The sequence below is a fragment of the Sutcliffiella horikoshii genome, assembly GCF_021991925.1.
Lineage (GTDB): Bacteria > Bacillota > Bacilli > Bacillales > Bacillaceae_I > Sutcliffiella_A > Sutcliffiella_A horikoshii_F.
This window is the reverse complement of sequence record NZ_RXZI01000003.1, coordinates 242,987-268,454: the sequence shown is the minus strand read 5'-3', so window position 1 is coordinate 268,454 and position 25,468 is coordinate 242,987. Positions and strand designations below refer to the sequence as shown.

The 25,468-nt window shown below is 43.0% G+C and carries 21 protein-coding genes; 5 read left to right on the top strand and 16 right to left on the bottom strand.

All coding sequences use genetic code 11. The annotated features are described in order from the left end of the window. Positions 1-51: 51 nt before the first annotated feature. The 12 genes from uvrC to polX form a co-directional block, all read right to left on the bottom strand. Entirely contained in the window at positions 52-1,824 is a 1,773-nt protein-coding gene (gene uvrC / locus EKQ44_RS10880) for an excinuclease ABC subunit UvrC (protein ID WP_237663585.1), read from the bottom strand. A 348-nt stretch (positions 1,825-2,172) separates the two neighbouring features. Then, positions 2,173-2,487, bottom strand: a complete 315-nt coding sequence (gene trxA / locus EKQ44_RS10875) for a thioredoxin (RefSeq protein WP_060664845.1) — start codon at positions 2,485-2,487, stop codon at positions 2,173-2,175. A 362-nt stretch (positions 2,488-2,849) separates the two neighbouring features. Beyond that, positions 2,850-3,827 carry an electron transfer flavoprotein subunit alpha/FixB family protein gene (locus tag EKQ44_RS10870; RefSeq protein WP_237663584.1) on the bottom strand — a complete coding sequence of 326 codons (978 nt, stop codon included), beginning with the start codon at positions 3,825-3,827 and terminating at the stop codon, positions 2,850-2,852. Between the two features lie 193 nt (positions 3,828-4,020). Beyond that, on the bottom strand, positions 4,021-4,794 hold the full coding sequence (locus EKQ44_RS10865) for an electron transfer flavoprotein subunit beta/FixA family protein (RefSeq protein WP_237663582.1): 774 nt from the start codon (positions 4,792-4,794) through the stop codon (positions 4,021-4,023). Positions 4,795-4,859: 65 nt separating this feature from the next. Further along, entirely contained in the window at positions 4,860-5,633 is a 774-nt protein-coding gene (locus EKQ44_RS10860) for an enoyl-CoA hydratase (RefSeq protein ID WP_237663581.1), read from the bottom strand. Positions 5,634-5,856: 223 nt separating this feature from the next. Continuing rightward, positions 5,857-6,444 (bottom strand): TetR/AcrR family transcriptional regulator, encoded by a 588-nt coding sequence (locus EKQ44_RS10855; RefSeq protein WP_237663579.1) that lies wholly within the window; start codon positions 6,442-6,444, stop codon positions 5,857-5,859. Positions 6,445-6,596: 152 nt separating this feature from the next. Then, positions 6,597-8,285 (bottom strand): long-chain-fatty-acid--CoA ligase, encoded by a 1,689-nt coding sequence (locus tag EKQ44_RS10850; RefSeq protein ID WP_237663578.1) that lies wholly within the window; start codon positions 8,283-8,285, stop codon positions 6,597-6,599. A gap of 183 nt (positions 8,286-8,468) precedes the next feature. After that, the gene (locus EKQ44_RS10845) at positions 8,469-9,644 is read right to left on the bottom strand and encodes a cation:proton antiporter (RefSeq protein ID WP_237663577.1); all 1,176 of its coding nucleotides are present in this window, start codon (positions 9,642-9,644) and stop codon (positions 8,469-8,471) included. Next, positions 9,644-10,138 (bottom strand): cation:proton antiporter regulatory subunit, encoded by a 495-nt coding sequence (locus EKQ44_RS10840; protein ID WP_237663576.1) that lies wholly within the window; start codon positions 10,136-10,138, stop codon positions 9,644-9,646. Before EKQ44_RS10840 ends, EKQ44_RS10845 begins: the two co-directional genes overlap by 1 nt. 393 nt (positions 10,139-10,531) lie before the next feature. Then, complete coding sequence (locus EKQ44_RS10835; RefSeq protein ID WP_237663575.1) at positions 10,532-10,939, bottom strand: DUF350 domain-containing protein; 408 nt, start codon at positions 10,937-10,939, stop codon at positions 10,532-10,534. A 14-nt stretch (positions 10,940-10,953) separates the two neighbouring features. Continuing rightward, positions 10,954-13,311 (bottom strand): endonuclease MutS2, encoded by a 2,358-nt coding sequence (locus tag EKQ44_RS10830; protein ID WP_237663573.1) that lies wholly within the window; start codon positions 13,309-13,311, stop codon positions 10,954-10,956. Between the two features lie 27 nt (positions 13,312-13,338). Continuing rightward, positions 13,339-15,060 (bottom strand): DNA polymerase/3'-5' exonuclease PolX, encoded by a 1,722-nt coding sequence (gene polX, locus EKQ44_RS10825; protein WP_237663572.1) that lies wholly within the window; start codon positions 15,058-15,060, stop codon positions 13,339-13,341. A gap of 205 nt (positions 15,061-15,265) precedes the next feature. Between polX and EKQ44_RS10820 the strand changes: the two genes are divergently transcribed. The 4 genes from EKQ44_RS10820 (at position 15,266) to EKQ44_RS10805 (ending at position 18,984) form a co-directional block, all read left to right on the top strand. Next, positions 15,266-15,946, top strand: a complete 681-nt coding sequence (locus tag EKQ44_RS10820) for a PspA/IM30 family protein (RefSeq protein WP_237663571.1) — start codon at positions 15,266-15,268, stop codon at positions 15,944-15,946. Positions 15,947-16,039: 93 nt separating this feature from the next. Further along, positions 16,040-17,068: a TFIIB-type zinc ribbon-containing protein gene (locus EKQ44_RS10815; protein ID WP_237663569.1), complete on the top strand. Its 1,029-nt coding sequence runs from the start codon at positions 16,040-16,042 to the stop codon at positions 17,066-17,068. Further along, entirely contained in the window at positions 17,065-17,940 is an 876-nt protein-coding gene (locus EKQ44_RS10810; protein WP_237663567.1) for a TPM domain-containing protein, read from the top strand. Before EKQ44_RS10815 ends, EKQ44_RS10810 begins: the two co-directional genes overlap by 4 nt. A 21-nt stretch (positions 17,941-17,961) precedes the next feature. Beyond that, positions 17,962-18,984, top strand: a complete 1,023-nt coding sequence (locus EKQ44_RS10805; protein ID WP_237663566.1) for an SPFH domain-containing protein — start codon at positions 17,962-17,964, stop codon at positions 18,982-18,984. 65 nt (positions 18,985-19,049) lie between these two features. On the opposite strand, the gene EKQ44_RS10800 is transcribed toward EKQ44_RS10805, so the two are convergent. After that, entirely contained in the window at positions 19,050-19,592 is a 543-nt protein-coding gene (locus EKQ44_RS10800; protein ID WP_237663564.1) for a CvpA family protein, read from the bottom strand. Between the two features lie 5 nt (positions 19,593-19,597). Then, positions 19,598-19,867: a cell division protein ZapA gene (gene zapA, locus EKQ44_RS10795; RefSeq protein WP_060664833.1), complete on the bottom strand. Its 270-nt coding sequence runs from the start codon at positions 19,865-19,867 to the stop codon at positions 19,598-19,600. A 94-nt stretch (positions 19,868-19,961) separates the two neighbouring features. Between zapA and rnhC the strand changes: the two genes are divergently transcribed. Beyond that, positions 19,962-20,918: a ribonuclease HIII gene (gene rnhC / locus EKQ44_RS10790; protein WP_237663563.1), complete on the top strand. Its 957-nt coding sequence runs from the start codon at positions 19,962-19,964 to the stop codon at positions 20,916-20,918. Between the two features lie 889 nt (positions 20,919-21,807). On the opposite strand, the gene pheT is transcribed toward rnhC, so the two are convergent. Beyond that, entirely contained in the window at positions 21,808-24,222 is a 2,415-nt protein-coding gene (gene pheT / locus EKQ44_RS10785) for a phenylalanine--tRNA ligase subunit beta (RefSeq protein WP_237663561.1), read from the bottom strand. A gap of 14 nt (positions 24,223-24,236) precedes the next feature. Then, positions 24,237-25,271 (bottom strand): phenylalanine--tRNA ligase subunit alpha, encoded by a 1,035-nt coding sequence (gene pheS / locus EKQ44_RS10780; protein WP_237663560.1) that lies wholly within the window; start codon positions 25,269-25,271, stop codon positions 24,237-24,239. Positions 25,272-25,468: the final 197 nt, after the last annotated feature.

The following is a 25,468-nucleotide window of genomic DNA, read 5'->3' as shown; positions in this document are numbered from 1 at the left end:
CATTATGAAATTAATAGTGATTATATCAGACAATAAGAATCCTTACAACACCTATTCGCGAAGTTTTTTAAAAATTTCTTCAGCTATTGGCTTCGGAATTTTCGCAGCTTGGATTTCTTCCACGGTGGCCTCTTTCATCTTTGCGACGGAACCGAAGTGTTTCATGAGGGCCTTTTTCCTTGTTGCTCCTACCCCTGTAATCTCATCAAGTATGGATTGAAAAACACTCTTACTTCTAATTTGACGATGGAACGTAATCGCAAATCTGTGGACTTCATCTTGAATTCGTTGTAGAAGGTAGAATTCTTGACTTGTCCTTTCAAGCGGAACGATCATGGCATCTTCGCCTGCAAGAAGGTTGCTCGTTCTATGTTTGTCATCTTTGGCAAGGCCGACAATCGGAACATATAAATCCAGTTCGTTTTCAAGAACGTCCCTCACAGCACTCATATGACCTTTGGCACCATCGATCACAATCAAATCTGGGAGCGGTAACGATTCTTTCAAAACACGTGTATATCTTCTTCTGACTACTTCCCTCATGGATTCATAGTCATCAGGTCCTTGGACGCTTTTTGTTTTATATTTCCGGTATTCGCGTTTCTCCGGTTTTCCGTCGATGAATACAACCATCGCTGAAACAGGATCGGTTCCTTGAATATTGGAGTTATCAAACGCCTCGATACGGTGTGGAGTCATGATGCCGAGTATTTCCCCAAGGTTCTCAACAGCTTTTATCGTTCGGCTTTCATCTCGTTCAATCAAGGAGAACTTTTCTACGAGAGCAACCTTTGCATTCTTGTTTGCCAGATCAACCAGCTGCTTCTTCTTCCCCCGTTGCGGCTGAAGCACATTGGTTTGTAATAGTTCTTGAGCAACCGGCAGGTCAATTTGACTAGGGAGCATTACTTCTTTTGGTACGAAATGATTCTGCTTGGAATAGAACTGCCCGAGGAATGTTAGGAAATCCTCTTCCGGTTCGTTGTAGATTGGGAACAGTGACACATCCCGTTCAATCAGTTTTCCCTGACGGATGAAAAAGACTTGAACACACATCCAGCCTTTATCAAAAGCAAATCCGAAAACATCCCTATCAACAAAGTCATTCATCTCCATTTTCTGCTTTTCCATTGTCGCTTCTATATTGATGATTTGATCTCTGAATTCCTGTGCCCGTTCAAATTCCAGGTTTTCTGAGGCTTTCATCATTTTTTCAGTAAGCTCGGTTTTGACTTCCTTATAGCCTCCGTTCAGAAAGCGGACAATTCCATCGACCATTTGCTTGTTCGTCTCCTCGGATACGTGTTCCACACAAGGTGCAAGGCATTGTCCCATGTGATAGTAAAGACATACCCTGTCTGGAAGTGTCATGCACTTTCGTAGAGGATAGATCCGGTCAAGCAACTTTTTCGTTTCATTTGCCGCTTGCACATTTGGGTACGGTCCAAAATACTTCCCTTTATCCTTTTGCACTTTACGGGTAATTAACAGACGCGGATGCTTTTCCGCCGTAATTTTTATAAAAGGATAACGCTTGTCATCTTTTAACATGACATTGTATTTAGGGTTATGTTTTTTTATAAGATTAAGTTCAAGTATCAGTGCTTCAATATTGGAAGAAGTCACAATATATTCAAAGTCGACAATTTCATTTACAAGTCGGAGCGTCTTGCCATCATGGCTCCCAGTAAAATACGAGCGAACCCTATTTTTTAGGACCTTCGCCTTTCCGACATAGATGATCGTTCCTTGACGATCTTTCATCAGGTAACATCCCGGTTGGTCAGGCAAGATGGCAAGCTTTTCTTTTAATGATTCATTCAATGATTCTTCCTCCCAACCTAAGATTTTTTGTATGTTCCTATTATACCTTGTTTCGTACGTATGTTCCATTTGAGAGTTTGGGGGATTTTTTATATTCGGAGTATCAAGGTACCAACAAGTGGGAGAGTGATGTGGAGAATTAATGATATATCTTGGAAATTAATGATATATCTTAGAATTTAATGATATATCTCAAAAATTAATGATATATTGTATTTTTTAATGATATATACTAAAAATTGATGATATATCTTAGATTACATTGTAATAAGTGCTTAGCTGAGTGCTTTTTCCACATAAAACATGCAAAAAGCCCGGTCACAGGACCGGGCTTTCTCAAAATGTATCTTAAGCGTGCTTGTTTAAAAGTTCAGCCAAAGCTTCTTTCGGTTGGAAACCTACTGCTTTGTCCACTACTTCACCATTTTTGATAACAAGTAGAGTCGGAATGCTCATAACGCCGAATTTCCCGGCAGTTTCTTGGTTCTCATCTACATCCACTTTTACGATTTTAACTTTGTCGCCCATGTCTTGATCTAACTCTTCAAGAACTGGAGCAATCATTTTACAAGGTCCGCACCATGGTGCCCAGAAATCTGCAAGAACTAGACCTTCGCTAGTTTCTTGTGTAAAGTTTTGGTCAGTTGCATTTGTAATTGCCATAATAAATTCCTCCTAAGCCTTTTATCTCACAGTTAACAAAATATGCTGTTAATGTGCACTCTGACAGATGGAAAATCTTTCAGAGTTTTACTATAGCTAAAGTATAGCATTTAGCACATAGTGTTGCTAATTATTTGCTTCGTTATAGGTTTACCCGTTTTTGGCCATTTTATTTCATGGAAGATTCGTCGGGGCGCTGCTTGAGCCTCCTCACAACGCTTCAGGGGTCTCAAGCTACCGCTATCTCCCTCAGGAGTCTTCGCCCTGTGCTCCAATCACCAGCTGGGTTTTCCTTATTCCATCACACCAAAACAGCCAAGCACCCAAAAGTGCCTGGCTGTTTAATGATTCAATCTCAGATCTCAGTTCGTCACCAACAGCTTTTTGAATTCAGCTGTCAACATTGGTACTACTTCGAACAGGTCACCGACGATACCATAGTCAGCGACTTTGAAGATATTTGCTTCCGGATCTTTATTGATTGCAACGATTACCTTGGAGTTGGACATACCGGCAAGATGCTGGATGGCTCCGGAGATACCGCATGCAATGTAAAGGTCAGGTGTTACTACCTTACCTGTTTGACCGATTTGTAAGGAGTAATCACAATAGTCTGCGTCACACGCTCCACGGGAAGCACCTACTGCTGCTCCAAGAACATCCGCCAATTCTTTTAATGGTTCGAATCCATCTGTGGATTTAACGCCACGGCCACCAGCTACTACCACTTTCGCTTCGGAAAGATCTACACCTTCCGTTGCTTTGCGAACGACTTCTTTGATGATTGTGCGAAGATCCTTCACATCTACATCTAAGGAAGATACGTCACCTGAACGGGACTCATCTTTTTCAAGAGAAGCGATGTTGTTTGGACGTACAGTTGCAAAGATAACACCATCTGTTACGATTTTCTTTTCGAACGCTTTACCGGAGTAGATTGGTCTAGTGAATACGAGGTTTCCACCGACTTCTTCTACTTCAGTTGCATCAGAAATCAATCCGGAATTCAACTTGGAAGCTAATTTAGGGGATAGATCTTTCCCTAATGCTGTATGACCAAAAATGATTCCTTCTGGATTTTCTGATTCAATTACCGCCATTAATGCTTGGGAGTAACCATCAGATGTGTACGCTTTCAAATTTGCGTGTTCAATTGTCACTACACGGTCTGCACCGTAAGCGATTAATTCTTGAGCTAGGGAACCTACGCCTTCCCCTACTAGTACAGAAACTACTTCTCCACCTTCTGCTACTGTTTTTCCTGCTGCGATTGCTTCAAATGATACATTACGCAACGCGGAATCACGCACTTCTGCTAATGTTAATACTTTTCTTGCCATGTTTTTCTCCTCCTGTCCATGTATCTATCTATGATTTCTTTCTAGCGACGTTACTGACTTCCGCATCTGGCTTCGCTTTCCGCGGGGCTCTTGCGGTGCCTCCTCGGCAAGGCCAGCGGGGTTTCCCCTAACCGCTACCTCCCGCCGGAGTCTTCGCCATCTGCTCCAATCAAACGCTAATTCTCTTTAGCCGTTAGATTACTTTCGCTTCATTTCTTAATGCGGAAACTAGTTCTTTTACTTGTGCATCTAATTCACCTTGAAGCACGCGACCTGCTTCTTTTTTCGGTGGAAGGTAGATTTCCAAGGTTTTTGTTTTTGCTTCTACATCATCCTCATCAAGATCTAGATCATCTAGTTCTAATTCTTCAAGAGGCTTTTTCTTTGCCTTCATGATCCCTGGAAGAGATGGATAACGTGGATCATTTAATCCTTGTTGTGCTGTTACAAGCAATGGAAGGGATGTTTCAATTACTTCGGAATCCCCTTCCACATCGCGCACGATAGTAGCTTTTCCGCCCTCGATTTCTAATTTTGTGATAGTTGTCACGTAAGGGATATCCAATAATTCCGCCACACGTGGTCCAACTTGTCCTGAACCGCCGTCGATTGCTACGTTACCGCCGATAATCAAATCAGCTTCTTTATCTTTTAAGAATTCTGCCAAGATTTTCGCTGTAGTAAATTGATCTCCATTTTCGACATCGTCTTCTATGTTAATCAAAACTGCTTTGTCAGCACCCATCGCTAGTGCCGTGCGAAGTTCTTTTTCTGCTTCTTCAGAACCGACCGTCACCACAGTCACTTCTCCGCCATGAGCGTCCCTTACTTGAATTGCTTCCTCCACCGCATACTCGTCATACGGGTTGATAATGAATTCTGCACCATCTTCATTTATGCTGCCATTTGAAACGGTAAGTCTTTCCTCTGTATCAAATGTTCTTTTTAATAAAACAAAAATATTCATTACAGTACCTCCTGTTTAAACATTATTTTTATTAGTAATTTTCAGATATTATATTATAAAAAAAATTACTTCCCTTTGAAATCGGGAGCTCTTTTTTCCATAAACGCTGTGATTCCCTCTTTACCATCTTCGGACGTGAAGACCTTGCCAAATAGTTGTGCTTCCCTGTCTACACCTTGGTAAAATTCTTCATGTTTTGCATATCGGGAAAGCTCGATAACGGAAGCAACAGAGATTGGTCCCTTTTGTGCAATTTTTTTCGCCATCTTCAAAGCTTCTTCCATTAATGCTTCTTCATCGACGGCTTTATTTGCCAGTCCCCATTGAACCGCTTCTTCCCCTGTTAAGGTATCGCTGGTGAACAGCATTTCAAAGGCTTTCGCAGAACCGACAAGTTTAGGTAAACGTTGTGTCCCGGCGAACCCTGGAATTAACCCTAATTGCAATTCAGGTAATCCAAGCTTAGCCGTTTTCGTTACCAATCGGATATGGCAGCCCATTGCAAGCTCTAGTCCTCCGCCCAATGCGGCACCATGGATGGCGGCAATGATCGGTTTAGGGAAATTCTCCATTCGTTCAAAAAGATCCTGGCCGAATTTGGCTAACTGTGCAAACTCCTCACCCGTTTTCACTGTGGTGAATTCCTTAATATCAGCTCCAGCAGAGAAGAATCTACCTTCTCCATGAAGCAAGATCACCCTTACGTCCTCTTGCTTTTCCAGGTCATCCATCAACGATGAAAGCTCTTTCAAAACTGCGGATGACAAAGCGTTTGCCGGTGCTTTATTAATGGTGATGATAGCAATGCGGTCTTCTACTTTCATTTGCAAAAATTCCATAATAACTCCCTCCTTAGTGGCTAAAAGTTCGACCGTCCCTTGTCGCTGCAGGCACTCGCTTTCCGCGGGGAGGGCCGGGAGCCTCCTCGGCAAGCCTGTGGGGTCTCCCGTTTCCCTCTACCTCTCGCAGGAGCCGAGTGCCTTCCGCTCCAATCCACTCTTCACTTTAATTTTGCTTTTATTAACAAACTGAGTCACGGTCTTATGTAAAGCGCAGAGCTACTTAAGGTGTAGCCCCAAACCCTTTGATTAGTAATTCGTGCACTCTTGGCGCGATGGATGCCAGGTCGTACTTTTGGTCATTCATCACCCAAGTGGTGACCGTTTCATCTATCGTGCCGAACACCATCTGTCTTGCCAGTCGGACATCCAGGTCTGCACGAAGCTCCCCATTCTTGGTGCCAGCCAGTAAAATCTCATCCACCACATGTAAATACCCTTTTAGCACTTCGTTAATCTTCAAACGAAGCTCTAAGTTGGATTGGCGCAACTCTAATTGGGTTACGATTGCTAGATGGTGATCTGCAGCAAGCATGGAGAAATGTTTTTCTATCAACGTTAATAATTTCTCTGTTGATGTCGATTTTCCTGCAATTTCTTGACGAATCTTTTCGACGAAGAGTCCCATTTTTTCTTGAAACAGAGAAATGAGGATATCTTCTTTATTTTTAAAGTATAGATAGATGGTACCGTCCGCCACCCCTGCCTGTTTGGCAATCTTGGAAACTTGCGCGTGGTGGTAGCCGTTTTCGGCTATGACAATAACCGCCGCATCTATTATTTGCTTGTATTTAGGCTTTTGTTGTTTCAACCTATTCGCTCCTTTTGGGAAAATGAATGAATCATCATTCATATTTTCATGATACTTTACCCTGAATGAACTGTCAATCATTATCTTATCATAATTTTCATATAAAATACATAACTAAAAGAGAGGGACTCATCCCTCTCCCTTTGTCTAACTTACTTTGCGATTTTCTGTTTTTCTTCATCCACCAGTGCTCTTCTTAAAATTTTCCCAACTGCTGTCTTTGGAAGCTCATCTCTGAATTCGTAAAGCCTTGGGACCTTGTAGGCCGCTAAGTGTTTACGTGCATAGGCATCCAGTTCTTCTTCTGTAAGAGTGGCTCCTGCTTTTTTAACAATATAAGCTTTTACGGTCTCACCACGATAAGCATCCGGGATTCCCGCCACCACTACCTCCTGGATTTGTTCATGCTCATAAAGCACTTCTTCAATCTCCCTTGGATAGATGTTGAATCCGCCAGCAATGATCATGTCTTTCTTACGGTCCACCACATAGAAATAGCCACGTTCGTCCATATAGCCAAGGTCACCTGTCAATAACCATCCGTCTTTTAGCACTGCTTCTGTTTCTTCTTTCCTGTTCCAGTAACCCTTCATGATTTGAGGGCCTTTTACAGCAATTTCGCCGATTTCCCCAACTGGAGCCAGTTCGCCATTTTCCATGGAGAGGATGACGGATTCCGTATTTGGCCAAGGAATGCCAATGCTACCAGATACCCTTTCATCCCAAAGGAAATTTGCATGCGTAACCGGGGATGCTTCTGAAAGCCCGTATCCTTCCACCAACTTCCCTCCTGTTACTCGTTCGAACTGTTCCTGCACTTCAACAGGCAATGCTGCCGAACCACTGATACAGGAATCAATCGAAGATAGGTCATATTTTTTAATATCAGGATGGTTCAAGAGAGCGATGTAGATCGTGGGTGCTCCCGGGAAAAGCGTTGGCTTCTCCTTTTGGATGGTTTTCAAGGTTGTCTCCGGATCGAATTTAGGCAAGAGCACCATTTCAAAAGCCTGCATGATGGAAAGGTTCATAACAGCTGTCATTCCATATACATGAAAGAATGGAAGGATTCCTATGACCTTTTCCTGTGCTCTTTTACATCGATACATCCATTTTACACTCATCATCGTATTGGAAACGAGATTCATATGTGTCAACATGACCCCTTTAGGAAATCCTGTCGTTCCTCCTGTATATTGCAGCAAGGCAAGATCTTCGTTAGGATCTATTGGAATATCGATCATTTGTGCTTCTGATTGTTTGATCACTTCCGTAAATAAGTGGTTTTCCCCGCTATGTTCCACTTTAACGACAATCCCATATTGTTTCTTCTGCACAAATGGATACAGCATGTTCTTAGGGAACGGAAGATAGTCCTTTATTCCCGTGACAATGACATGCTTCAATTTTGTCAGCGCTTTCACTTTTGACACTCTTGGATAAAGAATATCCAATGTGATGATGACTTCCGAACCGGAATCATTCATCTGATATTCGAGCTCACGTTCCATGTAAAGAGGGTTCGTCTGCACAACGATTCCTCCTGCAAACAGGACACCATAATAGCTGATAACCGCTTGGGGACAGTTGGGCAGCATGATGGACACCCTGTCACCCTTTTCAATTCCGAGGCCTTTTAAGTAGTTTGCCAGTTTTAAAGATTGATCATACACTTCTTCAAATGTCAGTTTCTTGCCAAGGAAGCTTATGGCCGTTTTTGTTGGGTACTCTTCCGCTGCTTGTTTTAAAAATGACTGCAATGTTCGTTCTTCGAAGTTGATCTCATGAGGTATTTCATCTGGATAAAGTGAAAGCCACGGCTTATTCACTACTTGCTCCATTCCATTCCCTCCTCTTTATCGGCCTGTACTACTACAAAAGGCCCATATCTGTTTGTTATAGTATATCAGTAATCCGATGAAAATTATAACATTTTTTTGATTTTTGCAAAAATATAGTTTTAATTGCTATTCAAAAACCCGCATCGTCGCCAGACTGCCTAACAACTGATTGCGGGTTTCTTCTTAAGAGGGAACTTTTAAATTTCTTTTTTTCTTCTGTTTTTTTCCATAGATTAAATCCGTTAACTTAGGTGCGAAGATAAAGAACAGGATACCGAGCATTGCCGATACTAAAATGAACACCCCACTAAAGACCTTTGTAGCCCCGGTGGCTATACCGGCTATGACGACAGAGAATTCTCCCCGTGGAGTTAGGGAAAATCCTGCTCTTAACGCCACTCTTTTTGACAGTCCATACCATCTTCCACCAAGCATGCCTACGATTATTTTTCCTACAAGAGCCCAACCTATAAGGGTGAAGAGGAGTCCAACATAAGGGATACCTTCCCCAAGGTTGATCGTCGTACCAAAATGCAAGAAGAATATTGGTAACAGTAAGTCTCTTACAGGAAGCGTTACGTTTTCAATGTCATGTGACCGTTTGGTTTCGGCAAGCATGATACCTGCTAAAAATGCACCAAGTACTTCAGAAAGACCTAATAATAAAGCAAGTCCTCCATAGGTCAACGCAATTCCGACCGTCAACAAAATAAACATATCACTTCCGATCAGCCGCTCAAAAAATTTCTCGAGCCTAGAGAATCCAAAGCGCCCTATCAGCATGGCACCTGCTGTCAGAATGAGTATTTTCCCTAGGAGAATAGCAAAATCCAAACCTGTAATTCCACCATCAGAGGCCATGCCTATCAAGACGGCAACGATGATTGGCGCTACAATATCTTCAAAGATGAGGATGGCAAGTATGTATTCCGATTCCGCATTTGCAAGCCTCTTTGTACTTTCAAGCAGCTTAGCGGAAATGGAAGAGCTTGTAGCGTATAAGACTCCGCCAATAATAAGGGAAGGTAAGAGGTCTAGTCCAAAAAACAGACAGATGAAAGTAGAAATCCCCAGATTGAGGACGAGATCGAGCAATCCCGGCTTCCATACTTTAACGGCCATCCCTTTTAATTTTGCCAACGGAAATTCCAAACCCAGTAGGAAAAAAAGAAGCACGATTCCCACTTCGCTTGCGATATGGAGAATCTCATTATCTGAAATGAATGATCCGATTCCAATTCCTAAAATAATATAAAGGATAACTCCTGGAACCTTTATTTTCCCACCAATATAGCTAATAAGAAAAAGAACCAATAATATGACACCTATGCTTAAAAGTATCGGTGTTCCATGATCCATCAGGAAGCGTCTCCTCCCTCACAAAGCTTCGTAAGTTTTGCAATTTGCGCCTGCTTTCCGCAGATCATCAACACATCTCCTTCGTGTAGGATAACATCAATATCAGGAACGGCGATATTGTCTTCTCCTTTGACGATCCCAATGATGGAAGCACCAGTTCTAGTCCGTATCTGGGATTGCCCAATGGTTTTCCCAACAAGGGGCGATCCTTTTTTTACATCGACCCATTCGATGATGATCTGTTTTTTAAACATTTTCATTTTATCCATATCTACAGGCTGGTACATGGCACCCAATAATTGGGCCCCAAGCTCCCTTGTTTCATCCGATGTCATAGAAATGGAAAAGTCCGCTTCATCACTATCAGGGTCATCAAAGAAGTACATTTCTCTTTTACCGGAATGGTGGACAACTAACACTACCATGTTGCCTTCTGCAGTAATAAAGGATATTTTTTTGCCTATTCCGGGCAGTTCGGTTGTTTTAAATTGCATGTCTTTTCCTCCTAGATAAAAAAGAGAAGGAGATTCGTCTCCTTCTCCCAGACTGTTGACAAACCCTAATAATCATTAGATTTACATTTTACTGTTGATCTTCGTTTCAGGCGCTTCGCTTATCCGTAGGGCGGTCCGGAAGCCTCCTCGGGCTAACGCCCTGCGGGGTCTTCCCTGTCCCTTCCTCCCGCGGGAGTCTTCGCGCCTTCCACTACGATCAACTTGAAAACTGCTTTATATTTTGCTTTGTCACAAACTAAGAGAAGGAGATCGTCCCCTTCTCCCTGCAATATACGATACTATGCGATAACAAGATAAATGATTCCAATCAAAACAAAAATTACGCACAAGCCTATTAATACTTTCGCTAAAGTTTCCACAGTTTCCTTCTCCTTACCCAATACTTGCGCCTATGATAAATGATAGGCCAACGGAAATGACAAACGAGATAAAGCCGACTGCCCGGTTGTCATTTCGTATTTCTTCATCGATGTTAAAACTCGGTGTCAAAAATTCAAAAATGAAATAAGCAAACAGCAATAGTACAAAGCCTGCCGCACCCCATCCTATCATCGTCAGCAACGTGTCATGATCACTGATGGAGTATCGGAAAATATTCGCAATACCCAATATTTTTCCGCCAGTGGCCATCGCTACGGCAAGATTCCCCTTTTTGATTTCTTCCATATTTTTATACTTCGTCACTAATTCAAAGATAGCCAGAAATAAAACAAGGCACAAAACCACCACACTGAAATTTGCAGCCGTTCTGACTAATTCATTTTCCCAAAAACTAGACATATCAGGCTCCCTTCCTATTTCAGTTCGACTACGGTTACACCTGTGCCACCTTCAGACGCCTCACCGAATCGATAATTTTTTACAGAACGATGGTTTTTCAGGTAATTTTGGACCCCGACACGCAATGCCCCCGTCCCTTTTCCATGTATGATCGATACACGATGGTAGCCTGCCAGTGTGGCATCATCTAGGTATTTCTCCACTCTCATCAATGCATTTTCAAAGCGCTCACCACGAAGGTCCAGCTCTATGCTTACATGATAATCTTTCCCCTTGATGGTTGCCAGAGGCTTCGTTTCGACCGGTTTTGGCCTGCTGATGTATTGAATGTCTTTTGTTTTCACTTTCATCTTCATGATGCCGATCTGAACCTGCCACTCTTTGTCCCCCGTCTTTTCTACTAGGTGACCTTTTTGATTAAGACTTATTACCTTTACTTCGTCTCCTGGTTCAAGCGTTTGATTTGTTGCTTCCTGCTTTTTGGTGGAAGCCGATTTTTTAACAGTTGGCACGGCACCTTCCAAACGTTTCTTCGCGTCTATCAATTCATGCTCTTTAACAGTAGCGTGTTGTTCGATTCGCATCTTTCGTAATTCGCGGATGACCTTCTCTGCTTCTTGTTTGGCATCTTCGACCATCTTCTCCGCTTTTGCCGCCGCTTTTTCATAGAGTTTGTCACGCTGCTCATTCAGTTCCTGCATTTGTTGTTCAAGATCCTCATGCAGCTTTTGTGATGTTTTTCTTAACTGTTCCGCTTCTTTCCATTCCTCTTCCGCCTTTTTTTGAGAGGCTTCTAAAGAGGCAATCATGTTCTCGACTTTGTTGCTTTCCTCACTCACGAATTCTTTCGCACGGTCGATGACATCCATGCTCAACCCAAGTCGTTTGGAAATTTCAAACGCGTTACTTCTTCCTGGGACCCCAATAAGTAAACGATAGGTCGGGCTTAAGGTGTCCACATCGAATTCCACACTGGCATTCACCACACCCTCCCGGTTATAGCCATATGCTTTTAGCTCCGGATAGTGGGTGGTTGCAATAACACATGCCCCACGCTGATACACTTCATCAAGAATGGATATAGCTAGGGCCGCACCTTCTTGCGGATCTGTTCCTGCTCCGAGCTCGTCAAAAAGAACGAGGCTGTCATGATCGACCTTTTTTAGGATATCCACAATGTTTACCATGTGAGAAGAAAAAGTACTTAAGCTCTGCTCAATGGATTGCTCGTCGCCGATATCTGCATATACTGCGGAGAATACCCCAACTTCTGAACCGTCTTGGGCCGGTACATGCAATCCGGATTGTGCCATGATGGTCAAGAGGCCCAACGTTTTCAAAGTGACGGTTTTCCCACCTGTATTAGGTCCGGTTATGACAATGGAAGTATAGTCCTTTCCTAGCTCAATGGTGTTCGGGACCACTTCTTCTTCTGATATGAGAGGATGTCTTGCCTGAACAAGTCTGACGTATTTCTCATTATTGATTTCCGGCTTGGTTCCACGGATGAACTTTCCGTACTTCGCCTTTGCAAACATAAAATCAATCTCTGCCAAAATACTTACATTTTCAAGAAGGTCTCGCGCAACTTCTGCCACTTCTCCTGACAATTCAGCCAATATGCGATCGATCTCAAGCTTCTCTTTTACCTTCGCTTCCTGCAGGACATTATTCAGATCCACTACCTGTTGAGGTTCAATGAACAAGGTCGCGCCAGAGGAGGATTGGTCATGTACAATTCCTCCATAAGCACCTCGGTATTCTTGTTTTACCGGAATCACATAACGCTCATTACGGATGGTGATGATGGCGTCAGATAGCATTTTTTGCGCATTGGATGAACGAATCATGCTTTCTAACTTTTCACGCACCCTGGATTCTGTGGACCTTAATTGTTGGCGTATTCCTCGTAATTTATCACTTGCCCCGTCCAACACTTCACCGTATTCATCGATACAATTCTTGATATTGCGTTCAAGCTCTGGATAGATGATTAGCTGGTCCATATAGCTTTTCATGATCGGAATAGAGATTTCCTCTTCCAGTACCGTTTCCACAAATCGATCAAGCTTGCGCGCCGCATAGATGGTTCCTGCTATATCCAAAAGCTCTTGGGTGTTCAATGTCCCGCCAATCTCGGCCCGCTTCACATGCGCTCTGATATCTGTGATGCCTCCAAGTGGAACCTCCCCTTTTAATCTAAGAATGGTTGCCGCTTCATCTGTTTGTAGCTGCCTCTCCACAACCTCCTCATAGTTGGTCGCTGGTGTCAGCTGGGCCACTTTTTCTTTCCCCAAGGATGAGGCAGAAAATGTAGCTAATTTATCTTTTACTTTATTGAATTCCAATACCTTTAAAACTCTTGGTTGCACGTACCCATAACTCCCTTCTTTACTTGCTTACGTATGGTGTCGTGTTAAATACTTCTTTAACTCTTCTAGTGACCATGTATTGATGACATTTTCCTTTTTAATCCAGCCTTTTCTGGCTGTTGCCACACCAATTTCCATGTGATCCAACATATCAATGCTATGTGCATCTGTATTGATGACAAGTTTCACCCCGGCATCTTGAGCAAGACGCACATAATGGCTGGCAAGATCTAATCTATTCGGATTTGCATTAAGCTCGAGTGCCGTATTTGTTTCTTTTGCAAGCTGAATCAACATTTCCACATCTACATCATAGCCTTCCCTGCGTCCAATCAGGCGTCCTGTCGGGTGGGCGATGATATCCACATGGTAATTCTCGAGCGCTGTTTTTAATCGCTCCATGATGACTTCCCTTTTTTGTGAAAAGCTTGAGTGGATCGAAGCGATGACAATATCCATCTCTTCCATCAGCTCGTCATCATAATCAAGGGAACCATCTGGGAGAATGTCCATCTCCACACCAGACAAAATGGTGATATCGTCATACTTTTCATTTAATTTCTTTATTACTTCCTTCTGTTGTCTCAAGCGTATCGGCGTTAGCCCGTTTGCCACCTTCAAGTATTGGGAGTGGTCGGTGATCGCCATATATTTATACCCTTTAGCACGGTTTGCTTCAATCATCTCTTCTATTGTATGGGCACCATCGCTCCAAGTGGAGTGCATATGAAGGTCGCCGCGAATTTCTTTTAATGTAACCAATGGAACTTCCCCATTTTCTAATGCATAATCGACTTCCGTTCCATCCTCCCTTATTTCAGGTGGAATAAATGGAAGATTAAAATGTCCGAAGAATTCCTCTTCTGATTTGAAATGCTTGATTTCCCCGGTTTCTACATCCTCCACACCATACTCACTGATTTTCTCTCCACGTTCTTTTGCTAACTGTCTCATGCGGACATTATGATCCTTTGAACCGGTGAAATGATGAAGAGTCGTAGGAAAACTCTGTGGTTCCACCATACGGAAATCAACGGATACATCATAGTCATATTTTAAAATGATGGATACTTTCGTATCACCATTGGCGATAATCTCTATAACCCTGTCCATCTTCACAAGCTGCTCTCGTACCTTCTCGGGATTTGTTGTGGAGATGATAAAATCCAAATCCTTGATGGTCTCCCTGTATCTGCGCAGGCTTCCTGCACGGGAATATTCCTCTATCCCATCAACCGTTGATAGGTATTGCTCTATTTGCTCAGCAATCGGTGTCATAAAGGAGATTGGCAAACGGTCAGGACGTTTGCCCACTTCTTCGATGGCAGCAAGGATTTTCTCTTCCGTTTTTTTACCAAATCCCGCAAGCGCCTGCACCTTTCCAGCTTCACATGCCTCTTTCAGACTTGTTATATCTACTACGTCCAATTCTTGATAAAGTTTCGCAATTTTTTTGCCGCCCAAACCAGGCAACTTTAACAAAGGTACCAATCCCTCTGGCACCTCCTGTTGTAGTTCCTCTAAAACCGATGACTTGCCTGTTTCCATAATCTCGTGGATGACAGCTGCCGTTCCTTTGCCAATCCCACTTATTTTTGTGAAGTCATCAATCTGTGTAAGGCTTCTCTCATCATTTTCAAGGGCCAACGCTGCTTTTCGGAAGGCGGAAACCTTGAAGCCGTTCTCTCCTTTTAATTCCATATATGTTGCGATCGTCTCCAGCCATTTCACGATCTGTTTTTTGTTCATCCTTATCACCTAACCTTATGTAAACTTATCCTAATAGAATCATACAAATAATTAGAGGAAATGTACAATCGAAGTTACTTGGGGTAGCGGAAAAATGGGTCTGCGTTAATTTTTCATAAAAAAAATGAAACCTTTCTCCCTTGTATCCAGTATAAACTACTAAGAGTTTCCTATTTTTTTGCTTAACTAAAGGAGGAATGTTTGTATGAGTATCATCGCGAGATTCAGAGATATTATGTCCAGTAACATTAACGCTTTGTTGGATAAAGCGGAAAACCCGGAGAAAATGATTGATCAATATTTACGGAACCTGAACAGTGATTTAGGAAAGGTAAAAGCGGAAACCGCATCCGTCATGGCTCAGGAGCAGCGTTCCAAGAGGGAATGGGATGCGTGCAGGGACGATATGGAGAAAATGGAACGTTATGCGATTAAAGCTTTGGAAGCTGGTAATGAGGATGATGCAAGAAAGTTCCTTGAGCGAAAAAGAACGTTTGAGACCACTTTCTCCGAACTGGAAGCATCCTATCAACTGGCTAGGACCAACTCCCTTCAAATGAAACAGATGCATGATAAATTGGTTTCTGATATTGGCGAATTGGAAGCGCGCAGAAATATGCTCAAAGCGAAATGGTCTGTCGCCAAGACGCAAGAGAGAATGAATAAACTCGGAGATTCCGCAACACGAGCAGGGGGATCGATATCGGCATTTGGCAGAATGGAAGACAAAGTGAACCGGGCGCTCGATGAAGCGAATGCAATGGCAGAGCTAAATGCAGGTCCAAAGGATGACATTGAAGACCTTACAGCAAAATACGATCAGCAAAGTAAAAATGTAGATAATGAGCTAGAAGCATTAAAGGCGAGATTGAAGAATAATAATTAGTCATCGTAAACGAAGCTGTAGCATACTCGCTACAGCTTTGAAATGTATATTGATAGAAAATACTTGTACCAATAAGGAGAGAGGTGATGTCAAATGATCCTTCATTACAAATGTCCAGGCTGCGGAAGCGATATGAGTTTTGATGCCGACTCAGGCAAACTTTCCTGTCAAAGTTGTGGCCTCCGGGAAAATATTGAAGAACATCCGGAACAATTGATAAAAGCAACTTTTACAGAAGATGAAGTGAAGGAATATCAATGTGAGAACTGTGGAGCGGTCCTAATGACGGAAATAGAAACCACCGCGACTAGCTGTAGCTTTTGCGGAGCGGGGGTGGTGATTGCGGATCGATTGTCAGGCAACCTTGCTCCTGCTAAAGTCATCCCCTTTACTATCAGCAAAGAGGCTGCAATCAGCGCATTTCAGAAATGGTGTGGCAAGGGACTCCTGACACCAAAAGGCTTTATGAGTGCAGATCGAATTAAGAGCATCACGGGAATCTATGTACCTTTTTGGTTGTATGATTTGAATATCAAGGTCCAGGTACATGCTGTCGGGACCAAGGTAAGAACCTATAGCCAAGGGGATTACATTTATACCGAGACAAAGTATTACGACGCCTTTCGTGATATCAATCTCGATTATGTCAAAATTCCGGTGGATGCCTCGGAAAAGATGAATGACGAACTCATGGATAAATTGGAGCCTTTCCCATATGATCAGCTAAAGGAATTTAAAACTCCTTATCTAGTAGGCTATGTGGCGGAGAAGTACAATTATGATGACAAAGAACTCCTTCCAAGGGCAAAGCATAAAATAAGCGGATATATCGATTCCTACATACAATCCACCCTATCCGGCTATCAATCGATTAACTTCAAGGAGAAGCAGATAGATACGAAAAGTGTGAATAACCATTACGTGTTATTGCCTGTATGGATGATCAGCTATGATTACGCCCAATCGGAGCATACTTTTGCCATGAATGGACAGACAGGAAAAGTGGTTGGTAAACCTCCCATCAGTATGGGCAAAGTGGCGATGTGGTTCAGTGGTGTTGCCGGCGGTACCCTCCTTGCGATGAAATCAATCGCCTACATGATGGGAGGCGGTTTCTGGTGAGAAGGTACAAAAGCATTTATTCATTGATGATGACAGTTTTATTAGTGGTAACATGGGGATTCACTGCTCAGGCTGAATCAGTTAACCAGGAACAATTTGTATTCGACTATGCCGGGATATTGACGGACCAAGAAATCACACAACTTGAAACGTTAGCCAATGAGCTTGGTGCAGAATCTGAAACTGCTTTTATAATCATTACAGCAAATGGCATGGATGGTAAGGATATCGTTGATTATGTAGGAGACTTTTATGATGAGAATGCCCCTGGGTATGACCAGCCTTATGGAAACACAGCCATCCTGGCCATCGACATGAAAGAGCGGGATATATATTTGGCTGGATTTAAAAAAGCGGAACTCTATTTGAATGATCAACGACTGGATCTGATCATGGAGAGTATCACACCTGCCCTCTCTCAAGGAAACTATTATGAGGCTTTTGCAGAGTTTATTTTAAATTCCCATTCTTATATGGGCATGGAACCAGAAACGAGTAGAGATAACCCAGGTTCTAATCCTGATCATAATGACGGGTACCAAAATTATGAGGAAGAGTATTATGCAGGTGGGACCTCCTCTGATAATCTCTTTTTCCAGCTATGGTTCCAGCTTTTGGTTTCATTCATCGTTGGGGGAGCCGTTGTTGGGATCCTTACTTATAACTCTGGTGGAAGAGTCACAGTAAATTCCGGAACCTATATGAATAGCAACAGCTCCAAAGTCCTGCATCGACATGATAGATACCTCAGAAAGACAGTGACAAGAGTCAAGAAACCGACCAATAACAACAATAATAGCGGCGGGTTCACAGGCGGTGGCGGCATCACAGGTGGCGGTCATTCCCACAGCGGCAGCCGAGGGAAATTTTAAAAAGTAAGGAGAAGAAGTAACATGTCATTTTTCAGAAACCAATTTGCCAATGTCATTGAATGGCAAGAATTCAGAGAAGATATGATCTTCTATAAATGGAACAACAAAGAAATCAAAAAAGGAAGCAAGCTGATTATTCGCCCAGGTCAAGATGCCATTTTCTTCAACAACGGGAAAATAGAAGGAGTATTCCGTGATGAAGGCACCTATGATGTGGAGTCACAAATCATCCCATTTTTATCCACATTGAAGGGATTTCGTTTCGGCTTCAACAGTGGCATGCGCGTGGAGGTCTTATTCGTCAACACGAAAGAGTTCACCGTAAAATGGGGCACAAAAAATGCCATCAACATTCCAGCACCGGGTCTACCTGGGGGTATGCCTATCCGTGCAAATGGAACATTCCAATTCAAGGTTGATGATTATATTGCCTTGATCGATAAAATTGCCGGGGTCAGGGAGCGCTATCTTGTAGAGGACGTCAGGATTCGAATCACTTCCGTTCTTGATCAGTTATTGATGAAGTGGATTACACGGGAAGGCAAGGATATGTTCAATCTTCAGTCCAATTCTTTTGAAATATCCAAAGGCATCAAAGAAGACTTGGATATGCAAATCATTAATAATGGTCTTACCATTACAGGTTTTCAAGTGATGAGCTTCAATTATCCTAAAGAGATCCAGGATATGATCTCCAAAACAGCCTCACATGGTATGGTTGGTGATGTGGATAAATACCAGCGACTATCCATGGTGGATGGCATGTCGTCCGGAAAAATGGGTGGTAGTGGAGCTGCTTCAGATATGGCAGGAATGATGATGGGCATGAACATGGCGAATCAAATAATGAATCAGATGAATCAACAAAACCAAAACAATAATGGGCAAAAGCAGCCTCAGCCTTCTGCCCAACCGGTGACTCCAGCTCCAGAAGGTGGAGTGCAGCAGCCAACTTCGGAAGGCAAACCAAATTTCTGCCCTAACTGTGGCACCAAAACAGCTGGCGGCAACTTTTGTGCTAACTGTGGACATAAATTAGTTTAGAAAATGGCAAAACGTAAAAAGCAGCAGTTCCTATGTGAACTACTGCTTTTACTATGTCTTCCTATTTATCTGCTGGCCATATAACCGGCCCATAATTCCTGCAACTTAGCAGAGAAAATCGGGGTGTTCTCCACGATTCCCTTCGCCATGGATGAATCGCTGATGGATGTCTGAACCATCTCCAAAGGAACAAGCGCTCCTATGTACAAGAAAATGAAGACAACCAGATAAACTTCTACAAACCCAAGAACCGCTCCGGCCCAACTGTTCAGCTGCTTCAATATCGGCAGATGGGATAGAAAATCCAGCATGGAACCGATGATCTGTGCAGCAATTCTTGTCCCGAAGAACAAAATGGCAAAGGCAATTGCTCTATAATAGGCGGTATCGAGGCTAATGGTCTCAAAAAACATAGAGAATTCCGAGTTACCAAAACTCGGCATCGGTACCCAAAGCTTCAATTTTGGCGCCAAGTCCGCATAGAACATATATGCAACCACAAAGGCGGCAATGAATCCGGATAGATGGACAATTTGCATGATGAATCCTCGACGAATCCCCACAATTAATCCCATAATAAATAGAAAAATAATAATCAAGTCTAGCATCGTACTCAACCCTTTTTCTTTAATTCTCTCTCAAGCATATCGTATTCATCTTTTAATTTGATATAATCATGTACAACGTTAACCGCAGTCAACACTGCCAGTTTACTGATGTCCAAGTTTGAATTTTTACTATTGATTTCTCTCATTTTTTCATCGACAATGGAAGCAACAAGTCGTATGTGACTTATACTTTCCGTACCAACAATCGAATATTGTTGTCCATATATGTCGACAGTTGTGCGAGTTTTATGCTCTGACAACGTGTATGCCCCCATTCATTAAAATCCTAATCTTTATAATACCACGAAACTTTCTAAAGTGGAAAAGAAACATGGAAAAATGTAAAAATTTGTAGTAGGAGTGAATTAATTGTCATATCAAGTTATTCAAGTATCTGGGACTATTTTAAACAAAATTGAAAGTTTCTATAAGGAACATAAGATAGACAAACTGCCAACAGGAGCCGTTTTTGTTGCAAAATCGCCCACATGTAACATTACGGCATACAAATCAGGAAAAGTGTTGTTCCAAGGAAAAGGAGCGGAAGAGGAAGCGAATATATGGAAGGGGTTTGGGGCTACTGATGCACCTTCTAAATCTGGTAAAAAGGCCACCACTGTTTCATCATCAGGAAACAAAGTGAAATCTTCCTTGCCTGCAGGCTTTGCCTCCCTCTCTGTCATCGGATCTGATGAAGTAGGGACTGGGGATTATTTTGGTCCGATTACCGTTTGTGCAGCTTATGTAAAAAAAGAGCAAATGGTTAAGTTGCAAGAACTTGGTGTCCAGGATTCAAAAGCATTAAATGATGAAAAAATCGTGCGGATTGCAAAAGCAATTTTGCCACATGTACCTTACAGCTTATTAGTATTACATAATGAAAAATACAATGAACTGCAACAAAGCGGTATGAGTCAAGGGAAAATAAAGGCATTGCTGCATAATAAAGCATTGCAGCATGTACTGGATAAGATTGCGCCAGAGAAACCTGATGCTATATTGATTGACCAGTTTGCGGAATCAGGCATCTACTATCGTCATGTGGCTCAACAGAAGAATATTGTTCGTGAAAATGTTTATTTTCATACGAAAGCGGAAGGCTTGCACCTTTCAGTGGCAGCAGCGTCCATTATCGCGAGGTATTCTTTCTTGAAAGAGATGGATAAACTGAGCGAGCTTGCTGGAATAACGATTCCTAAAGGAGCGGGTTCAAAAGTGGATTCTGCAGCTGCAAGGGTAATCGAAAAGCATGGAGAAGGATTTTTGAACAAGGTGGCGAAAGTGCATTTTGCTAACACGTTGAAGGCAAAAAAACTGGTCAGATAACTTTACCAATTGAAAGTTCGTTTACAGTCGGTTGTCTTGTGCTATAATTTGTGTATACACATGATTGAAGAAGCCAAAGTGTTGGACGCACTTTGACTTAACAGTATAAGTTCCGCAGAAGCACGGCTACTGTGGAGTCGAACGTAATAAGTAACTCACCCGACTGCCTAACAGCGAATTAGAAGTCACGGGTGGGTTATTTTTTTGTCATTTCTTTTATCAACACGATTACTAGATTCACTAACGCAAAGATGAATAGTCCTGATGTGAGGAATAGCTGCATCTCGCTCATACGGTCACCCCCGTTCTCCACAGGGATTCACCGCACCACCCGTTCCTATTATACTGTCCACTCTATTATACCATTCTATCGGAAAAACAGAACACACGTTCTTATAAATCATTCGAAATACCTAGTTTTGGATTAAGAAAAACCTTCAAAGACAATTAGCCCTTTTAAATCTAAAAATTTGAGTTTGGTTAATCGCTAACCGCCGCTGTTCCTTTCCACAAATGGCTACGCTTTCCGCGGGGCGACCTTGAGCCTCCTCGGCAAGCCTGCGGGGTCTCAACATTGCCGCTACTTTCCCGCAGGAGTCTTCGCCATTTGCTCCAATCCACAGCTAGAAATTACGTTACAGAAACGCTACTGGTATTTTCAGTTAACTGGCTCGGATAGGTGAATGAAATTACCTTGTTGATTGGAGTGGAAGGCGTGTAGACGCCCGCGGGAGGAAGGGACAGGTGAGACCCCGCAACGGAGTGAGGAGGCTCACGGACCGCCCGCAGGCAAGCGAAACGCCTGGAACGGAAATCAACGGTATTTAATGCCTTCTTGTCTTTCAAAAAGCACAAAAAAGGGATCCCATTTGGAATCCCTTCGTTTATTTTAGCTTCTTAGTACAGCTTCGAATTTTTCTTCGACTGCTTGAAGTACTTTTTTGTGGACTTTTGTTACTTCTTCGTCTGTAAGTGTGTGTTCTGGGTGGTAGTAGCGTAATGCGAAAGCGACTGATTTTTTCGATGAGTCGATTTTGTCTCCTTCGTATACGTCAAATACCTGAACTTCTTTCAATAAAGAACCACCAGTTGTCTTGATGACTGCTTCTAGTTCACCAGCAGGAGTTTCACGATCCACTACAAGCGCGATATCGCGGCTGATGGATGGGAAACGTGGGATTGCTTCGTATTGGATTTCTCCGATACTCTCTCCAAGTAGTGCTATTAAGGAAAGCTCGAATACATATGTTTCAGGCAGATCCAGCTCATTTAATTTCTCTGGATGAAGCTGACCGATGAAACCAATGCTTTCACCGTTCAGTAAGATTTCCGCTGTACGCCCTGGGTGTAAGCCGTCTTTTTCAGAACGAGTGTAAGTAATTGTTTCACTCACTCCTAGCATAGAGAACATGCCTTCTAGGATTCCTTTTGCTACAAAGAAATCGACTGCTTTTTTCTCTCCTTGCCATGGGTGTTGCTGCCAAAGACCAGTTAATGCACCAGCCAAACGCTCTTTTTCTTCCGGTAAAACCGCACCATCTTTTCCGATGAATACAGAGCCGATTTCATATACCGCGTTCGATTGTGTGGAACGGGCAATATTGTGCTGAAGAGCTTCCAGAAGATGCGGTACTAGGCTTAGTCGTAACGTGCTTCTTTCTTCACTCATTGGCATCGCAAGGCGTATCGCTTTCCCATCTTCTAGGGCAAATTGCTTCGCGCGCTCATCGCTTGTAAGAGAGTAAGTGATATTCTGGATCAAGCCTGCACCCTCAAGGTAACGGCGGACTTTACGACGTCTTGCTTGGTAAGGTGTCAACACACCAGGTGTCGCTGCACTTACTGGTAGTGTGGTTGGAATGTTGTCATATCCGTAAAGACGAGCAACTTCCTCCACAAGGTCCTCTTCAATCGTGATATCCCCACGACGAGTCGGGACCGTTACTGTGAAGCTCTCATTGTCTTCTGAAACTTCAAATTGTAGCTTTGTGAAAATATCTTTCACTTCCGCGGCAGTGATGGAAGTTCCTAAAACAGAATTTATCTTTTCTACAGTAGTAGTCACAACTGCAGGTTCTACTTTCAATGTGTTTACTTCTACTGAACCACCGACCACTTCACCGCCAGCATATTCTGCCATAAGGGCAACTGCTCTTTCTGCCGCTTCATGTGTACGGTTTGGATCGATACCTTTTTCATAGCGCGTACTTGCTTCACTACGAAGACCGTGGTCCTTAGAAGCTTTTCTGACAGTAACTCCGTTAAAGTATGCGGACTCCAATAGGATAGTCGTTGTATCAGATTGGACCTCTGAATTCGCTCCACCCATGACACCTGCAAGTGCGACAGGCTCTGAGCCATTTGTAATCACAAGATGGTCTTCTGTTAATGTACGTTCTGCATCATCTAGCGTCGTGATTTTTTCATCCTTACGAGCACGACGTACAAGGATTTCCTTGCTGCCAAGACGATCATAATCGAACGCATGCAATGGCTGACCGTATTCTAATAAGATGTAGTTGGTGATATCGACCACATTGTTGTGTGGGCGGATTCCGGCTGCCATCAGACGAGCTTGCATCCAAAGCGGTGACGGACCGATCTTCACGTTTTTCACTACTTTCGCTACATACAATGGGTTGTCTTCAGAAGCGTCCACATTAACAGAAATATAGTCAGAAGCTTCTTCACTGTTTGCTTCATATTCCGTGGAAGGCCATTTTACATCACGGCCAAGGATTGCACCCACTTCATAAGCCACACCTAGCATGCTTAATGCATCAGAACGGTTTGGAGTAAGCCCTAATTCCATCACTTTGTCGTTGCGGTTTAAGTATTCTAGTGCATCTGTCCCAACTTCCACATCGTTCGGGAATACGAAAATTCCTTCAGAGAATTCTTTGGCAACAAGCTTAGAACCAATACCTAGCTCCTGAAGGGAACAAATCATTCCGTTGGACTCTTCGCCGCGAAGCTTTGCACGCTTAATTTTAAAATTACCAGGAAGCACTGCCCCAACTGTTGCCACTGCCACTTTCTGGCCTTTGTCTACATTTTTAGCGCCGCATACAATTTGTACCGTCTCTCCGTTTCCAAGATTTACTTGGCATACGTTCAATTTATCTGCATTTGGATGCTGTTCTTTTTCTAAAACGTGACCGACTACGACACCTTTGATTCCGTCGTTCAGCACTTCCACGCCTTCTACTTCAATGCCGCTTCTTGTAATCTTCTCTGCCAAGTCTTCAGCAGAAATATCCTCTATATTTACGTAATCTTTTAACCAATTGTAAGATACTAACATGGTTTCCCCTCCTCTTAAACTCGATTGAATTGCTTCACGAAACGTTGATCATTCGTGTAGAAATGGCGGATATCGTCAATGCCGTAACGAAGCATCGCAATACGTTCAGGTCCCATTCCAAAAGCAAATCCTTGATATTTCTTCGGATCATATCCGGACATTTCCAACACGCGCGGATGTACCATACCAGCTCCAAGGATTTCAATCCAGCCAGTTCCTTTACACATGCTGCAGCCTTTTCCTCCACATTTCGCACATGTCACGTCAATCTCAACGGACGGTTCTGTGAACGGGAAGAAACTTGGACGAAGACGAATTTCACGGTCGTCACCGAACATCTTTTTCGCAAATGTTTCAAGCGTTCCTTTCAGGTCGCTCATGCTGATGTTCTCATCAATAACTAGTCCTTCAATTTGCGTGAACTGATGGGAGTGAGTCGCATCGTCATCATCACGGCGATACACTTTACCAGGACAAATAATTTTGATTGGTCCCTTTTCTTTATTCGCTTCCATCGTTCTTGCTTGAACAGGAGAAGTTTGCGTTCTGAGAAGAACTTCATCTGTAATATAGAAAGAATCCTGCATATCTCTTGCTGGATGATCCTTTGGCAAGTTCAATGCTTCAAAGTTGTAGTAGTCCGTTTCCACTTCCGGTCCTTCTGTGATCGTATAGCCCATTCCTAAGAACAGGTCTTCGATTTCTTCGATGACTTTTGTCAATGGATGCGGGTTTCCTGTTGGTCCAGGACGGCCAGGTAGGGTTACATCAATCGTTTCAGATGCAAGCTTCTTTGCTACCTCAGCTTTTTCAAGCTCAGCTTGTTTGGCTTCGATTTTTTCTGCAACGTTTCCACGCACGACGTTAGCCAGTGCTCCCATTTTCGGGCGCTCTTCTGCTGAGAGCTTACCCATTCCTTTTAAAATTTCCGTGATGGGTCCTTTTTTTCCAAGGTACGCCACACGGACTTCATTCAATTGCTTTAAGTCTTGCGCTTGTTCTACCTGCTCGATGGCAAGCGTCTCTAATTCTTTCAATCGTTGTTCCATATCTATTCCTCCTTGGTTCATTTTTTGAGTGAAATTGAATAGGTTGTTATGATTCCCAGCTGTTGATTGGAGCAATGGGCGAAGACTCCGGAGGGAGGTAGCGGTTGGTTGAGACCCCGCAACGGAGTGAGGAGGCTCAAGCACCGCCCCTCGGAAAGCGAAGCCCAGTGCGGAAATCAACAGCGGCGTTTAACAGA

Excerpts from the sequence above, each read along its gene's own strand:
- trxA (WP_060664845.1), bottom strand. The coding sequence starts at position 2,487 with ATGGCAATTACAAATGCAACTGACCAAAACTTTACACAAGAAACTAGC.
- EKQ44_RS10870 (WP_237663584.1), bottom strand. The coding sequence starts at position 3,827 with ATGGCAAGAAAAGTATTAACATTAGCAGAAGTGCGTGATTCCGCGTTG.
- EKQ44_RS10865 (WP_237663582.1), bottom strand. The coding sequence starts at position 4,794 with ATGAATATTTTTGTTTTATTAAAAAGAACATTTGATACAGAGGAAAGA.
- EKQ44_RS10860 (WP_237663581.1), bottom strand. The coding sequence starts at position 5,633 with ATGGAATTTTTGCAAATGAAAGTAGAAGACCGCATTGCTATCATCACC.
- EKQ44_RS10850 (WP_237663578.1), bottom strand. The coding sequence starts at position 8,285 with ATGGAGCAAGTAGTGAATAAGCCGTGGCTTTCACTTTATCCAGATGAA.
- EKQ44_RS10845 (WP_237663577.1), bottom strand. The coding sequence starts at position 9,644 with ATGGATCATGGAACACCGATACTTTTAAGCATAGGTGTCATATTATTG.
- EKQ44_RS10840 (WP_237663576.1), bottom strand. The coding sequence starts at position 10,138 with ATGCAATTTAAAACAACCGAACTGCCCGGAATAGGCAAAAAAATATCC.
- EKQ44_RS10835 (WP_237663575.1), bottom strand. The coding sequence starts at position 10,939 with ATGTCTAGTTTTTGGGAAAATGAATTAGTCAGAACGGCTGCAAATTTC.
- polX (WP_237663572.1), bottom strand. The coding sequence starts at position 15,060 with ATGAACAAAAAACAGATCGTGAAATGGCTGGAGACGATCGCAACATAT.
- EKQ44_RS10820 (WP_237663571.1), top strand. The coding sequence starts at position 15,266 with ATGAGTATCATCGCGAGATTCAGAGATATTATGTCCAGTAACATTAAC.
- EKQ44_RS10815 (WP_237663569.1), top strand. The coding sequence starts at position 16,040 with ATGATCCTTCATTACAAATGTCCAGGCTGCGGAAGCGATATGAGTTTT.
- EKQ44_RS10805 (WP_237663566.1), top strand. The coding sequence starts at position 17,962 with ATGTCATTTTTCAGAAACCAATTTGCCAATGTCATTGAATGGCAAGAA.
- EKQ44_RS10800 (WP_237663564.1), bottom strand. The coding sequence starts at position 19,592 with ATGCTAGACTTGATTATTATTTTTCTATTTATTATGGGATTAATTGTG.
- zapA (WP_060664833.1), bottom strand. The coding sequence starts at position 19,867 with ATGGGGGCATACACGTTGTCAGAGCATAAAACTCGCACAACTGTCGAC.
- pheT (WP_237663561.1), bottom strand. The coding sequence starts at position 24,222 with ATGTTAGTATCTTACAATTGGTTAAAAGATTACGTAAATATAGAGGAT.
- pheS (WP_237663560.1), bottom strand. The coding sequence starts at position 25,271 with ATGGAACAACGATTGAAAGAATTAGAGACGCTTGCCATCGAGCAGGTA.